Below are 14,375 nucleotides of genomic sequence, written 5' to 3'. Positions count from 1 at the left end.
CAGGGCGGGCGGGAGGACACGGTCCTCCCGCCCGCCCTGCTTTACCCGGATGTTCACCTGCGCGCTACGAGACCGACACCCGCGCCCGGTGTCCTTGGATGGGAAACGCCGTCGTGCTCGAGACGGCATACGACGTCGAAGGGTTTCAGATCATGGCGGTGAACATCGGACGCACGCTCCTGCCGATGGCGGGACATGTCCGCGGCAAGCGCAGCGCGGTCACGTGCCACCTCAAGTGCGGAGACGCCTGCGCGAAGGGCGTGTGCAACACGAGCTCCAACTCCTACTTCCGAGACATCGTCGACGCTCAGATCTCGCGCCGCTCCGTTCTCGGAATGGGCCTGGCGGGAGCCGCCGCGATCGTTCTCGGCCCGACGCTCCTCGGCGGCGAGCGCGCGCACGCCGCCGGCGCCCAGCTCGCGGCCGTCGGTGAAACGGGCGCCTTCGGCTTCACCCCGATCGCCCCGGTGCCGCACATGGTCGACGAGTTCACGGTTCCCGAGGGCTTCGACTGGACCCCGATCCTGCGCTGGGGCGACCCGCTCTTCGCCGACAGCCCGGCCTTCGACCTGCTGAATCAGACGGCGGAGGCACAGGCGCGCCAATTCGGGTACAACGTCGACTACACCGACATCATCCGCACCTCGGCAACGACGGCGATCCTGTTCGTGAACCACGAATACACGAACGAGAACATCATGTTCCCCGCCGAGCAGCTCGCAGGCGACCCCGAGCGCGTGCGCGGCGTCGGTCTCAAGGCCCACGGCCTGAGCGTCGTCGAGCTCACCCGCGCCGACGAGACCTCCCCCTGGACGCCGATCGTGGGCGCTCCCCTCAACCGACGCTTCCTCGACGACACGCCCTACGCGTTCACCGGTCCGGCCGCCGGATCGGAACTGCTGCGCACCGCGACATCGGCGGACGGCCTGACGGCCCGCGGCACCTTCGGCAACTGCGCGGGCGGCACGACGCCCTGGGGCACGATCCTCTCCGGTGAGGAGAACTTCAACGGCTACTTCCGCACGCCGGGCACCTCGGAGACGGACCTCCGCTACGGCCTCGCCGACGAGGAGACCGTTCGCGGCTGGGAAGCGCTCGACCCGCGCTTCGATGCCCGCAGCACCGAGCACGCGAACGAGCCGAACCACTTTGGGTGGATCGTCGAGGTCGACCCCATGGATCCGAATTCGACGCCGCGGAAGCACACCGCGATGGGTCGGTTCAAGCACGAGGGCGCCAACGTGATCCTCGCCGCGGACGGCCACGCCGTCGCCTACATGGGCGACGACGAGCGCTTCGACTACCTGTACAAGTTCGTCTCGCGCGACCGAGCGATCGACGGCGACCGCGCGCACAACCTCACGCTCCTCGAGAACGGCGACCTCTACGTCGCGCAGTTCTCCGGTGACTCCCCGGCCGCCGAGATCGACGGATCCGGCGCCCTGCCCGCGGACGGCGGCTTCGGCGGCACCGGCCGATGGATCCCGCTCACGCAGAACGGCGAATCGGTCATCGACGGAATGTCGACCGCGGAGGTGCTGGTGTACACGCGCCTCGCCGCCGACCGGGTGGGAGCCACCAAGATGGACCGTCCGGAGGACGTCGAACCGAACCCCCTCACGGGCCGCGTCTACGTAGCCTGCACGAACAACACCGACCGGGGACCCGACGGCAAGGCACCGGCCGACGAAGTCAATCCGCGCACCGAGAACCGCGACGGCCACGTCATCGAGATCACGGAGGACGGCGGCTCCCAGACCGCGACGACCTTCACCTGGACCCTCCTCCTCGTCGCCGGTGACCCGGCCCAGAACGGCACGAGCTACTTCTCGGGATTCCCGGCGGACCAGGTCTCGCCGATCTCCTGCCCCGACAACCTCGCGTTCGACTCGCAGGGGAACCTGTGGATCTCGACGGACGGTCAGCCCTCGACGATCGGATACAACGACGGACTGTTCCGCGTCACTCTCGACGGCCCGGAGCGTGGAAAGGTCGAGCAGTTCCTCTCCGTGCCGCGCGACGCGGAGACCTGCGGTCCCGTGATCCACGACGACGAACGCCACGTGTTCGTCTCGGTGCAGCACCCCGGCGAGGAGGGGACCTTCGAGGCGCCGAACTCGCTGTTCCCCGATGCGATGAAGCCCGCGCCCCTCGGCGGCGGCGTGCACGCCCCGCGCCCCTCGGTGATCCAGGTGTTCCCGCTCGCGGCGGCCGAGCCGAGCCCGACCGCGACGCCGACGCCCACCGCCACCGCGACGCCGACGTCGAGCCCCACGATGACACCGTCCCCGAGTGCCACGCCGACGGCCACGCCCAGCGCAACCCCGACGCCGAGCGCGACGCCGACGGCCGGCCCCGTGCCCACCCCGACGGAATCGGCACCTCCGCTTGAACCGACCGGTGGCAGTGTGATCGGCAGCGTGATCGCCGGCGCGGGAGTGCTCGCGGCGGCGGGCTTCGCGGCCCTCACGCGACGCAAGCGCGACAACGGCGTCGTCGACGACGCGTAACACCCGTGAACGCCGGTGGGGCGGAGCGAGGGCCATCCTCGCTCCGTCCCACCGGCGTCCGCATCAGCGCCTGAGCACCAGGCGAGCGAGCCAGTTGCCGAGCGCCTGCACGACCTGGGTGATGATGATGATCACGACGAGCGCGCTCCACAGCGCCACCATGTCGAACTGGCGGAAGCCGTAGTTGAGCGCGTAGGAGCCGAGTCCCTGGCCGCCCACGGTGCTCGCGACCGCCGTCATGTCGATGATCGCGACCGTCGCGAAGGTGTAGCCGAGGATGACAGGGCCCAGCCCTTCGGGCAGGATCACGGTACGGATGATGCGCCACGGGCCCGCGCCCATCGCCCGGGCGGCCTCGACCACCCCCGGATCGACGGTGACGAGGTTCTGCTCGACGATGCGGGCGATGCCGAAGGTCGCGGCGATCGAGATCGTGAACACGATCATCTCGTTGCCGATCCCGCGCCCCACCACGACGCGCGCGAGCGGCTGGAGCGCCGCGAGCAGGATGATGAACGGCACGGGGCGGAACGTGTTCACGAGCGCGTTGAGGATCCAGAACACGACCGGCTGCGCGAGGATCGCCCCCTTGCGCGTGACCGTGAGCGCCGTCCCGACGATGAGGCCGGCGATCCCGCCGAAGACCAGCGACGCGGCGACGATCCAGAGGGTCGTGCCGGCTTCCTCGAAGAGCACGGGCGCGATCTCGGCGATCCGTTCGATGATGTCATTCATGCGTCGACCTCCGTCACCGTCACGCTCGTTCCGATTCCGTCGAGAGCCGCGCGGACGGCGCTCTCCTCGCCGCGGACGGCGATCGTCAAGAGGCCGTACACCCGGCCCTGAATGTCGTCGATGCCGCCGTGCACCAGGTTGAAGTCGACGCCCGCGCGCGCGAGGGCACCGAACACGCGGGCCTCGTTCACCCCGTCGTCTCGGAAGGAGATCGTCAGCAGGCGCCCCTCGTGCTGTGCGCGCAGGGCGGCAAGAGCGTCGCCGTCGGGCAGCGCGCGCACCACGGTGCGCACGAAACGGCGGGTGGTCGCGGTCTGCGGATCCGTGAAGACGTCGTAGGTGTCGCCCTGTTCGACGACCCGCCCCTTCTCCATCACCGCGACGCGTCCGGCGATCCGCGCGATGACGTCCATCTCGTGCGTGATGACGATGATCGTCACGCCGAGTTCGCGGTTGACGCGTGCGAGCAGATCCAGCACCTCGTCGGTCGTCTCCGGGTCGAGGGCACTGGTGGCCTCGTCGGCGAGGAGGATCTCCGGGTGCGCCGCGAGGGCGCGGGCGATTCCGACACGCTGCTGCTGGCCGCCCGACAGCTGCTCCGGGTACGCATCGGCCTTGTCGCTGAGGCCGACGAACTCGAGGAGCTCCGCGACGCGGGCCTTGCGGGCGGCGCGGGGCAGCCCCGCGACCTCGAGCGGATAGGCGACGTTCTGGCTGATCGTGCGCGAGCGCAGCAGGTTGAAGCGCTGGAAGATCATCCCGATCTTCTGCCGCACATCCCGAAGCTTCGCAGGGGACAGCCGCGTGACGTCCACCCCGTCGATCTCGATGGATCCGCTCGTGACGGGCTCGAGCCCGTTCACCAGCCTCACGAGCGTCGACTTGCCCGCGCCGGAGTAGCCGATCACGCCGAAAATCTCGCCGCGCTGGATCTCCAGCGATACCGCGTCCACGGCCGTCACGGGTGCGCCGCGGCGTTTCTGGGGAGGATACGTCTTGCTGACGTCGGTCAGGGTGATGTGTGGCATGCGTTCTGCTGGATCCTTCGGTACACGCGACGAGCGCGGACCCCGTGTGAGGGCCCGCGCTCGATGGTAGTTCAGTCGAGTGCCGCGATGTTCTTCTCGGTCTCCTCGAGCGATGCCTGCAGGTCTGCCGCGGGCGTCGTCAAGAACACGGCCGAGTCTCCGGACTGCTGGCGCAGGCCGTCGAGGACCTCGGGCGTCGAGTGGTAGATCTCGACGAGCTTGTTCAGGGTCTCGTCCTCGACGTCATCGGCGCGCACCGCGAAGATGTTGACATAGGGCTGCGCGGCCGGGTCGGCCGGGTCGTCCGCGATGAGCTCGTCGCCGGCCTTGAGGCCCGCCGCCTCGAGGAAGTCGTTGTTCACGATCGCCGCGGCGACGTCGGGCAGGGAGGTCACCGTGAGGTCGGCCTTGAGCGCCTCGACCGTGACGCGGGACTCCTCCTCGATGACATCCTGCAGCGTTGACGTCGAGTTGCCGCCGTCCTTCAGGGTGACGAGACCCGCCTTCTGGAGCACGAGGAGTCCGCGCGCCTGGTTGACGGTGTCGTCCGGCACGACGACGGTCTCGCCGTCCGGAATGGCGTCGATCGAGTCGTAGTTCGTCGAGTACAGGCCGAGCGGGTAGATGGCCGTCGCCCCGATGGGCTGCAGGTCGTCGTCCGCGTGCACGTTGTAGTCGGCGAGGTACTGGATGTGCTGGAACTGGTTGATGTCGAGCTCGCCCTCGCTCAGGGCGGGGTTGACGAGCGAATATTCGGAGAAATCGACGATCTCGAGGGAGATGCCCTCCGCCTCGACGGCCTTCTCGTACACGTCCCAGTACGGGTCGGAGGCGCCGACGACACCGAGCTTGATCGGGTCGTCCTCCGTGCCCGCCGCGACGCCAGCGTCGCCACCGGCGCAACCGGCGGCAGCGAGAATTCCAACGATCGCGAGGGGCGCGAATGCGCGAGTGAAACGTGCCATGGTGAGTTCTCCTCGTCCAGAGTGCTGTGTGGATCCACGGTAAGCACTCCCCCGCGTCGACGCGGAATCAGCCGACACAGAGCGACATCGACCGACACAGAACGCAACGCTCAGCCGAGTTCGCCGTCCTCGAGGAGGCTCGTCACGAGCGCCGCGATGTCGCTCCGCTCCGAGCGCGTCAGCGTCACGTGTCCGAAGAGACTGTGGCCCTTGAGGGTCTCGATGACGCTCGCGATGCCATCGTGCCGGCCCACCCGCAGGTTGTCTCGCTGCTGCACATCGTGCGTCAGCACCACGCGTGCGTTCTGACCGATACGGCTCAGCACCGTGAGGAGAACGTTGCGCTCGAGAGACTGCGCCTCATCGACGATCACGAACGCGTCGTGCAGCGAGCGCCCGCGGATGTGCGTAAGCGGAAGCACCTCGAGCAGCCCGCGCTGCATCACCTCGTCGACGACGTTGTCGGAGACGACGGATCCGAGCGTGTCGAAAACCGCCTGCCCCCACGGCGTCATCTTGTCGCCCTGGTCACCTGGCAGATACCCCAGGTCCTGCCCGCCGACGGCGAAGAGAGGCCTGAAGACGATGATCTTCTTCTGCTGCTGCCGTTCCAGGACGGCCTCGAGCCCCGCGCACAGCGCGAGCGCCGACTTTCCCGTGCCGGCGCGTCCACCGAGCGAGACGATCCCCACCGACGGATCCAGCAGGAGGTCGATCGCGATCCGCTGCTCCGCCGAGCGACCGTTGAGACCGAAGACGTCGCGGTCACCGCGGATCAGGCGGAACTCGCCGTCCGCCCCGGTCGCGCGGGCGAGCGCCGAGCCGCGCTCGGACGAGATCACGAGCCCCGTGTTCGCGGGCAGGCCCTTCACCTCGTCATGAACGCCGACCTCCGCCTCGTAGAAGTCGCTCATCTCCTCCGCGGAGACCGCGAGGTTCGCGATGCCGGTCCATCCGGAGTCGACGGCCTGCTCCGCGAGGTACTCCTCGGCGCCGAGCCCCAGCGACGCCGCCTTGACCCGCATGGGGACGTCTTTCGACACGATCGTCACCCACTGGCCGTCGTTCGCGACGTTCGCGGCGACCGCGAGGATCCGCGCGTCGTTGTCGCCCTGACGCATGCCGCTCGGAAGAACCGTCGGGTCGGAGCTGTTCAGCTCGACGCGGATCGTGCCGCCGCCGTCGGTCGGCACGGGGAAGTCGAGGCGGCCGTGCTCCACGCGCAGGTCGTCGAGGTGTCGCAGGGCCTGACGGGCGAAGTATCCGATCTCCGGGTCGTGGCGCTTACCCTCGAGCTCCGTCACGACGACGATCGGGATGACGACGGAATGCTCCGCGAATCGGAAGAGCGCTCGCGGATCGCTCAGCAGCACGGAGGTGTCGAGCACATAGGTGCGAAGCGCGCTCTCGGTCCCGCGAGACGGCGCCGCGGCGCGCCTCCGGCTGATCTTTGATGTGCCTGCGGTCATGATCTCCGCGTCCCTTCATCGAGCGCCGTGCCTGATGAGTCGACGGTAAATCACACGCATGTTATTCGGAACGGGGGTTGCCGAAACTTCACGCGTCGTTTACTTGCCGAATCGCCGATCGCGGGAGCCGTAGTCGCGGATGGCCCGCAAGAAGTCGACCTTGCGCAGATCGGGGCCGAGCGCCTCGAGGAAGTAGAACTCGCTGTGCGCGCTCTGCCACAGAAGAAAATCGCTCAGGCGCTGCTCGCCCGAGGTGCGGATGACGAGATCGGGATCCTTCTGCCCGCCCGTGTAGAGGTGCTCGCCGATGATCTCCGGCGTGAGGCTGGCCCCGAGTTCCTCGAGCGTGCCCCCACGGTCCGCGTGCTTCGCAATGATCTTCCGCATTGCGTCGACGATCTCATACCGGCCGCCGTAGCCGACGGCAAGGTTCACGTGGAGGCCGCTGTTCGCACGCGTCAACTCCGAGGCGTCCTGAAGGGCCTCGAGCAGCGAGGGCGGCAGGTTGTCCTCGCGCCCCACGTGCTGCACGCGCCACTCCCCGCGCCGGGACAACCGACCGGCCAGATCCGCGATGATCTGGATCAGGTCCTGCAGCTCCGCCTGATCCCGTTTCAGGACGTTGTCGTTGGAGAGCAGATAGAGGGTGACGACCTTGATGCCGAGTTCGTCGCACCAGCCCAGGAACTCAACCATCTTGTCGGCACCGGCCCGGTGCCCGTGTGCAGGCGTCTCGAACCCGAGCTGGCGGGCCCAGCGGCGATTGCCGTCGATCATCATCGCAACGTGCTGGGGAACCCTGTCGGGAGAGATCTGGCGCCGAAGACGCGAGCCGTAAAGGCGGTAGAGGGGACCTTTGCCCTCATTCGAACCCGAGCTGCTAACCACTCCTTGACGATACCCCCGTTCCCCGGACGACCGCGGAGAGGCCGCATGTGTCGCTCCGGGCATACAACGCGTCATAGGCTCAGCAGATGGAGAGCCACGAGACGCCCGGATCCCCCGAAGTCGGCGCCGCTATGCCCCGACTCCCCCTCATCGAAGCCGATGCCCCGCTGAGCGCCGACATCAAGCCGAGTTGGCGAGGCTGGATCCATGCCGGAACCGCGCCGGTCGCACTCGCCGCGGGAATCGTCCTCATCAGTCTCGCCCACGGAACCCCCGCCAAGTGGGCCTCGGCGGTGTTTATGGTGTCGTCACTCCTGCTGTTCGGCAACTCCGCCGTCTACCACCGGTTCAACTGGCGCCCTCGCACGAAGGCCGTGCTCAAGCGCATCGACCACGCCAACATCCTGCTGCTCATCGCAGGCACCTACACTCCGATCGGCGTGCTCGCCCTCCCGCCCGAAGAAGGCGTTCTGCTGCTCAGCCTCGTGTGGGGCGGCGCAATCCTCGGCATCCTGTTCCGCGTCCTGTGGATCGGCGCGCCGCGCTGGCTCTACGTCGCGCTCTACCTCGTGCTGGGGTGGGCGGCCGTGATGTACATGCCGCAGCTGTTCCGCGCGAGCCCGGCGATGATGATCCTCGTCGTGATCGGGGGCGTGCTCTACTCCGTGGGCGCGGTCGTATACGCGATCAAGAAGCCGAACCCGTGGCCGAACCACTTCGGCTTCCACGAGATCTTCCACGTGTGCACGGTCCTGGCATTCCTCTGCCACTGGGCCGGGTCGCTCCTAATCGCGCTGGATCCCGCGTTCAACGCGGGTTGATGCCCTCGTCGCGCTCGGCTGCCTGCTCGGCGTCGAGCGCCTCGTTGACCTCCTCGCGGTACTTCACCCGCCGCACGCGTCGCAGCATGTCGATCGCGAGGAGGACGACGGCGATCGCGAGCACCAGCACCACGATCCAGCCCAGGGTTCCCGGGGTGACGATCGACGGATCGATCGACGGCGACGGCGACGGAACCGGAGTGCTGAACTGGAAGGGCATCGAGGAACTCCTGGTTTTCGACGGCTAATCTGGAACAGCACCACCCTATTCCTCCCCCATCGCCCCCGGCTGAGAGGTGCTCGTGACCACGCAGGCAGAGCTCGACGATCGCTACGGCCGCACGACACGCTCCGCGATGCGGCTGTGGCTGACGATCGCGGGCGCCATCGGTCTCGTGCTCGTCGTGGTGATCGGCTGGTCGGTCGTGCAGAACTCGCGAGACACCGTGAGCTACGACGATCTCGGCTTCGAGGTCATCGACAGCGGGCACGTCGAGGTGCGCTACCGGGTGACGATGCCTACCGACGACGAGGTAGCCTGCGTGCTCGAAGCGCTCGATGAGAGCTTCGCGAAGGTGGGATGGCAGGTCGTCGAGATCCCCCCGACGGAGTCGATCTCGAGCGAGCACTCGACGATCCTCCGCACGGTCGACACGGCGACGACCGGTGTCGTCGTTTCCTGCTTCATCCGGTAGATTCACTCGGATACCCACCATCGGATCAGCAGATCTGTGTAAGGAGATTCATCGTGTCTGATGAGACCACGCCGTTCCTGACCCAGGAGGCGTACGACCGCCTCTCCGCCGAGCTCGAGCACCTCTCGACCGTCGGCCGCGAGGAGATCGCCAAGCGCATCGAGGCAGCGCGCGAAGAAGGCGATCTGCGCGAGAACGGCGGCTATCACGCCGCGAAGGATGAGCAGGGCAAGCAGGAGATGCGGATCCGCCAGCTCACCGCGATGCTGAAGGACGCCAAGATCAGCGAGGCACCGGAGGCCGACGGCGTCGTGCGCCCCGGCACCGTGATCACCGCGATTATCTTCGGCGACGAGGAGAAGTTCCTGCTCGGCAGTCGCGAGATCGCGGGCGGAACCGATCTCGACGTCTACAGCGAGCAGAGCCCGCTCGGTGCCGCGATCAACGGCATGAAGGTCGGCGAGAAGGGCTCCTACCAGGCCCCGAACGGCAAGACGATTCCGGTCGAGATCGTCGCCGTCGAGACCTTCACCGGCTGACGCGGCATCGACAAGGGGCGGGGCGGGATCCAAATGGATCCCGCCCCGCCCCTTCGTGGTTCTAGTCCTGTACGACCTGCGGACGGAATCCGGCCGATCGAAGCGCCTCGAGGACGAGCTGGCGATGCTCCTCGCCGCGCGTCTCGACCGAGATCTGCAGCATGACCTCGCTGATCTGGAGCCCCTGCCCGTGGCGCGTGTGCGAGACCTCGATGACGTTCGCCCCCGCCTGCGCAAGCGTCTCGGACACGTGAACCAACTGGCCCGGACGGTCGGGAAGCGGGATCAGCACGGTCAGGTAGCGTCCGGCTGCGGCCAGACCGTGGGCGACGATCCTCTGCATGAGAAGGGGATCGATGTTGCCACCCGAGAGGATGAGCCCCGTCGTGCCCTTCGCGCGGATCTTGCCGGCCATGATCGCCGCAACGCCCACGGCACCCGCGGGCTCGACGACGACCTTGGCGCGTTCGAGCAGCGCGAGCAGCGCACGGGCGATGTCGTCCTCGCTCACCGTGACGACCTCGTCGACGAGCTCCCGAATCATCGCGAAAGGGATGTCGCCGGGGCGGGCGACCTTGATGCCGTCCGCGATCGTCGGCTCGACCGTCACCGTGACGGGCTCGTCGGCCTCGAGGGAGACGGGGTACGGCGCGGCGTTCTCCGCCTGCACCCCGATGATGCGCAGTTCGCGCCCCTCGGCCTCGGCCGCGACCTTCGCCTTGGCCGCCGCCGCCACACCCGCGATGAGGCCGCCGCCGCCGATCCCGACGACGAGCGTCTCGACGTCGGGGGCCTGCTCGAGGAACTCGAGCCCGAGGGTGCCCTGACCGACGATGATGTCGCGATGATCGTAGGGGTGGATCATCACGGCGCCCTCGCGCTCGGCGTGCTCCAGCGCCATCTGCAGACCGACCTCGACGCCATCGCCCGCGAGGACCACTTCGGCGCCGTATCCCCGCGTCGCGAGCAGCTTCGGCACGGGCACGCCCAGCGGCATGTAGATGGTCGCCTTGATGCCGAGCTGCTGCGCCGCAAGGGCCACGCCCTGGGCGTGGTTACCGGCGGACGCGGCCACGACGCCGCGGGCGCGCTCCTCGTCCGTCAGCCGCGAAAGGCGATGCGTCGCGCCGCGCACCTTGAAGGATCCGGTGCGCTGCAGGTTCTCGAGCTTCATCACGACGCGCTGACCGAGCAGGTCGCTCAGGTGCTGCGAGAACTGAATGGGTGTGCGCTCGATGACCGGTGCGAGCCCCGCGGCCGCTTCTTCGAACTCTGCAAGCGTCGGGAGCTCGACGTTCGTCATCCATCCTCCTGAGATGGTCGTGCCAGCGATCAGAACTGAACGCGCGGCGGCTGGCGCACGCTCGCGGCGTCCTCGTCCTCGAAGAACTCGCGTTCCGTGAAGCCGAGGCCCTTCGCGAACAAGTTATTGGGGAACTGCTTCATCTTGATGTTGAGCTCGCGCACGCCACCGTTGTAGAAGCGGCGCGACGCCTGGATCTCGTCCTCGGTGTCGACGAGCTCGCTCTGCAGGTGCAGGTAGTTCTGGCTCGCCTGTAGCGCCGGATAACCCTCGGCCACAGCGAAGAGGCTCTTGAGCGCCTGCTGCATGTGGCTCTCTGCCCGGCCCGCCTCGGCCGGGGTAGCCGCGTTCAGCGATTCCGCGCGAGCCTGCGTGACGTTCGCGAGCACGACGCGCTCGTGCGCCGCGTACCCCTTGACCGACTCGATGAGGTTGGGCACCAGGTCGGCTCGACGGCGCAGCTGCACCCCGATCCCGCTCCACGCCTCATCCACGCGCGTCCCCAGCGCCACGAGCGAGTTGTAGGTCGCCCAGAGATAGATTCCGGCGATCACCACGACGGCAACGACGATCGCTACCGGTACGAGCCACTCCATGCGCAGTCCTCTCGAATCACGTCACACCATCGTATGCACGGCGCCTGAGCGGGAGGCCTACGCCGCGCCCGCGCCCGTCGAGGCCGCGATCCACGCCTCCAGCTTCGCCGTCGCGCGCCCGTCATCGATCGCCGCGGCGGCCTCGTCCCGCGCCTCCGTGAGCCGCTGGATCATGTTGCGGTCGGCCTGCGCCGGATCCTGCGAGAGCCGGTAGGCGACGATGCCGGCCGCGGCATTGAGCAGAACGATGTCGCGCACCTCGCCCCGCTCGCCTGCGAGCGTCCGTCGCAGCGTGTCGGCGTTCTCCTCCGGGCTCCCGCCGATGAGGTCGTCCATCTGCGCGGTCGGGATCCCGAGATCCCGCGGGTGGATGTCGAACTCGTGCATGTCGCCGTTGGCGACCTGCCAGATCCGGCTGTACCCGGTCGTGGTGAGCTCGTCCAGGCCGTCCTCGCCTCGGAAGACGAGCGCCGTCGCGCCGCGCGTCCGGAAGACGCCCGTGATGATCGGCACGATGTCGAGCGACGCGACTCCCACCGCGTTGGCCTCGGCGCGCGCCGGGTTCACGAGCGGGCCGAGGAAGTTGAACGCGGTCGGTACGCCGAGCTCCGCACGCACGCCGGCGGCGTGCTTGAAGCCGGGGTGGAACGCCGCGGCCCAGGCGAATGTGATGCCCGCCTCATCGAGCACGCGGGCGACGCCTTCCGGGGACAGGCGGAGGTCGATGCCGAGCGCGCTTAGCACGTCGCTCGATCCCGCCTTGGAGCTAACGGCGCGATTGCCGTGCTTGACGACGGGGATGTCGCATGCCGCGACGATGATCGACGCCGTGGACGAGATGTTCACGGTGCCGTACCGGTCTCCACCCGTCCCGACGATGTCGAGAACGTTCGAGTCGACGGGGAGCGGCACGGCGGCGTCGAGAATCGCGTCGCGGAATCCGATCACCTCTGTGACGGCCTCGCCCTTCGCCCGAAGTGCCATCAGCAATCCGCCGAGCTGCGCGTCGGTGGCTTCGCCCCGCATCACCTGCCGCATCGCCCATTCCGCCTGGGACACGGTGAGGTCCTCGCCGGACAGCGCGGTGGTCAGAATCTCGGGCCAAGTGGGCTGTGTCATACAGGCAACAGTAGGCCACCCAAAACTTCTCGACACGTCGTAGAAGTTGCCAGGAGCCGATCAGAAACTGCTAGTGGATACCCCATTCTCTCCGCGTGACCTGCACTTTCGCATCGACTACCGAGGGCATTCACGGTGAGAACATAGCCGGTAAGGCTTGCCTTCCTTGGTGCGCGGTGCAAAAAATCGGCGGTGTTATCGGCCATAATGAGAGGGTGACGACCCCAGCTACGTATGCCCCTGCGCCCAGAACAGTGAAGCGCCCCGACAGTGTCGCTGTCGGCACCATCGTGTGGCTCGGCTCGGAAGTGATGTTCTTCGCGGGCCTGTTTGCCATCTACTTCACGCTTCGAAGCACCTCCCCCGGTCTCTGGGAGGAGCAGACTTCGAACCTGAACGTGCCCTTCGCACTGATCAACACGATCATCCTCGTGCTCTCATCGGTGACCTGCCAGTTCGGCGTCTGGGCCGCAGAGCGCCTGCAGCCGCACACCGTCAAGGGCCAGGGCTGGAAGAGCGTTGGCATGATCCCGTGGTTCTGGATGACGTTCGCGCTCGGCGCGATCTTCGTCTCCGGCCAGGTGTGGGAGTACGCGCAGCTCATCACCGAGGGCGTGACGCTCTCGAGCGACCCCTACGGATCCGCCTTCTACCTGACGACGGGCTTCCACGCCCTGCACGTCACCGGCGGTCTGATTGCCTTCCTCCTGACGCTGGGTCGTGCGTTCGCCGTCAAGCGCTTCACGCACAAGGAAGCGACCACCGCGGTCGTTGTGTCGTACTACTGGCACTTCGTCGACGTCGTGTGGATCGCCCTCTTCGCCGTCATCTATTTCATCAAGTAAGAGCGGAGCTAGACCACCGTCATGGCACGAGAGAAATTGAAGCGCCGCGCTCGCGGTCGCCGCAGCCCGTTCGCCGCTGCGATCCTGATCGGCGTCGGCCTCCTCGCAACGGGAGGCATCTACGCGGGTGCATCCGCCGCAGTGGCGGCCACGGACGAGGCCACCACGACGACGACGCAGGCGAGCGCGGAAGAGGGCGAAACCCTCTTCCAGGCCAACTGCGCCACCTGCCACGGCATGGACCTCGAGGGTCGCGAGGGATTCGGGCCGTCGCTCAACGGTGTCGGTGAGCTCGCCGTTCACTTCCAGATGTCGACCGGCCGCATGCCGATGCAGATGCACGGCCCGCAGGCCGATCAGAAGCCGGTTCAGTTCACCGATGAGCAGATCGAGTCGGTCGCGCTGTACGTGCAGTCCGTCGCGCCCGGCCCCGAGATGCCGAGTTCGCGCATCATCGACGGCAACGGCGACGTCTCCCACGGCGCGGAGCTCTTCCGCATCAACTGCGCGATGTGCCACAACGTCGCCGCCGCGGGTGGCGCCCTGACGCAGGGCAAGTTCGCGCCGGACATCATGGACACCACGCCCGAGAACATCTACGCGGCGATGGTGACCGGCCCGCAGAACATGCCGGTCTTCAGCAACATGAACCTGACCGAGGAAGACAAGCGCGACATCATCTCGGCGCTGCTCTACCAGCAGGAGGCGCAGGCCCCCGGCGGCTTCACGCTCGGCTCGCTCGGCCCCGTCTCTGAGGGCCTGTTCATCTGGATCTTCGGCATCGGCGGCCTCATCGCCGTCGCCGTGTGGATCACCGCGAAGTCGAACTAAGCATGTCGAACGATCTTGACGTGACAAGGAG

15 protein-coding genes are annotated in these 14,375 nt (G+C 67.6%); 6 read left to right on the top strand and 9 right to left on the bottom strand.

The annotated features are described in order from the left end of the window. The first annotated feature begins 152 nt into the window (after window positions 1-152). Entirely contained in the window at window positions 153-2,510 is a 2,358-nt protein-coding gene (locus tag IEX05_RS03625) for a PhoX family protein (protein WP_188700391.1), read from the top strand. A 63-nt stretch (window positions 2,511-2,573) separates the two neighbouring features. On the opposite strand, the gene IEX05_RS03620 is transcribed toward IEX05_RS03625, so the two are convergent. The 5 genes from IEX05_RS03620 to IEX05_RS03600 all read right to left on the bottom strand — a co-directional run bounded on the left by IEX05_RS03620 (window position 2,574) and on the right by IEX05_RS03600 (window position 7,595). Further along, on the bottom strand, window positions 2,574-3,245 hold the full coding sequence (locus IEX05_RS03620) for a methionine ABC transporter permease (RefSeq protein WP_188700028.1): 672 nt from the start codon (window positions 3,243-3,245) through the stop codon (window positions 2,574-2,576). After that, a complete protein-coding gene (locus IEX05_RS03615) occupies window positions 3,242-4,273 on the bottom strand; it encodes a methionine ABC transporter ATP-binding protein (protein ID WP_188700027.1) in 1,032 nt (343 codons plus the stop codon). Before IEX05_RS03615 ends, IEX05_RS03620 begins: the two co-directional genes overlap by 4 nt. 71 nt (window positions 4,274-4,344) lie before the next feature. Beyond that, window positions 4,345-5,238, bottom strand: coding sequence for a MetQ/NlpA family ABC transporter substrate-binding protein (locus IEX05_RS03610; protein WP_188700026.1), 894 nt, complete (start codon window positions 5,236-5,238; stop codon window positions 4,345-4,347). A gap of 110 nt (window positions 5,239-5,348) precedes the next feature. After that, window positions 5,349-6,707, bottom strand: a complete 1,359-nt coding sequence (gene phoH2, locus IEX05_RS03605) for an RNA 5'-3' helicase PhoH2 (protein WP_188700025.1) — start codon at window positions 6,705-6,707, stop codon at window positions 5,349-5,351. A gap of 99 nt (window positions 6,708-6,806) precedes the next feature. Beyond that, window positions 6,807-7,595, bottom strand: coding sequence for an isoprenyl transferase (locus IEX05_RS03600; RefSeq protein WP_229661109.1), 789 nt, complete (start codon window positions 7,593-7,595; stop codon window positions 6,807-6,809). Between the two features lie 131 nt (window positions 7,596-7,726). On the opposite strand from IEX05_RS03600, the gene trhA reads away from it, so the two are divergent. Next, window positions 7,727-8,416, top strand: coding sequence for a PAQR family membrane homeostasis protein TrhA (gene trhA / locus IEX05_RS03595; RefSeq protein ID WP_188700390.1), 690 nt, complete (start codon window positions 7,727-7,729; stop codon window positions 8,414-8,416). Here the strand turns inward: trhA and IEX05_RS03590 are convergent. Then, window positions 8,403-8,636 (bottom strand): hypothetical protein, encoded by a 234-nt coding sequence (locus IEX05_RS03590; RefSeq protein ID WP_188700023.1) that lies wholly within the window; start codon window positions 8,634-8,636, stop codon window positions 8,403-8,405. The genes trhA and IEX05_RS03590 overlap by 14 nt on opposite strands. 82 nt (window positions 8,637-8,718) lie before the next feature. Here IEX05_RS03590 and IEX05_RS03585 point away from each other — a divergent pair, with 82 nt between their 5' ends. Next, window positions 8,719-9,111, top strand: a complete 393-nt coding sequence (locus tag IEX05_RS03585) for a DUF4307 domain-containing protein (RefSeq protein WP_188700022.1) — start codon at window positions 8,719-8,721, stop codon at window positions 9,109-9,111. Between the two features lie 53 nt (window positions 9,112-9,164). Continuing rightward, entirely contained in the window at window positions 9,165-9,650 is a 486-nt protein-coding gene (greA, locus tag IEX05_RS03580; RefSeq protein WP_229661108.1) for a transcription elongation factor GreA, read from the top strand. 61 nt (window positions 9,651-9,711) lie between these two features. Here the strand turns inward: greA and ilvA are convergent, their stop codons facing one another. The 3 genes from ilvA to trpD are packed head-to-tail and all read right to left on the bottom strand — an operon-like array spanning window position 9,712 to window position 12,668. Further along, the gene (gene ilvA / locus IEX05_RS03575) at window positions 9,712-10,953 is read right to left on the bottom strand and encodes a threonine ammonia-lyase (RefSeq protein ID WP_188700020.1); all 1,242 of its coding nucleotides are present in this window, start codon (window positions 10,951-10,953) and stop codon (window positions 9,712-9,714) included. Between the two features lie 29 nt (window positions 10,954-10,982). Next, a complete protein-coding gene (locus tag IEX05_RS03570) occupies window positions 10,983-11,549 on the bottom strand; it encodes a LemA family protein (RefSeq protein WP_188700019.1) in 567 nt (188 codons plus the stop codon). Between the two features lie 57 nt (window positions 11,550-11,606). Continuing rightward, window positions 11,607-12,668: an anthranilate phosphoribosyltransferase gene (trpD, locus tag IEX05_RS03565; RefSeq protein WP_188700018.1), complete on the bottom strand. Its 1,062-nt coding sequence runs from the start codon at window positions 12,666-12,668 to the stop codon at window positions 11,607-11,609. 215 nt (window positions 12,669-12,883) lie between these two features. Between trpD and ctaE the strand changes: the two genes are divergently transcribed. Together ctaE and qcrC are read left to right on the top strand one after the other, a co-directional pair. Further along, entirely contained in the window at window positions 12,884-13,513 is a 630-nt protein-coding gene (ctaE, locus tag IEX05_RS03560) for an aa3-type cytochrome oxidase subunit III (protein ID WP_268237857.1), read from the top strand. A gap of 21 nt (window positions 13,514-13,534) precedes the next feature. Further along, the gene (gene qcrC, locus IEX05_RS03555) at window positions 13,535-14,344 is read left to right on the top strand and encodes a cytochrome bc1 complex diheme cytochrome c subunit (protein WP_188700017.1); all 810 of its coding nucleotides are present in this window, start codon (window positions 13,535-13,537) and stop codon (window positions 14,342-14,344) included. Window positions 14,345-14,375: the final 31 nt, after the last annotated feature.

The organism is Microbacterium nanhaiense (genome assembly GCF_014646015.1).
In the GTDB taxonomy this organism is placed as follows: Bacteria; Actinomycetota; Actinomycetes; order Actinomycetales; family Microbacteriaceae; genus Microbacterium; species Microbacterium nanhaiense.
This window is presented reverse-complemented; position numbering and strand designations above follow the sequence as displayed.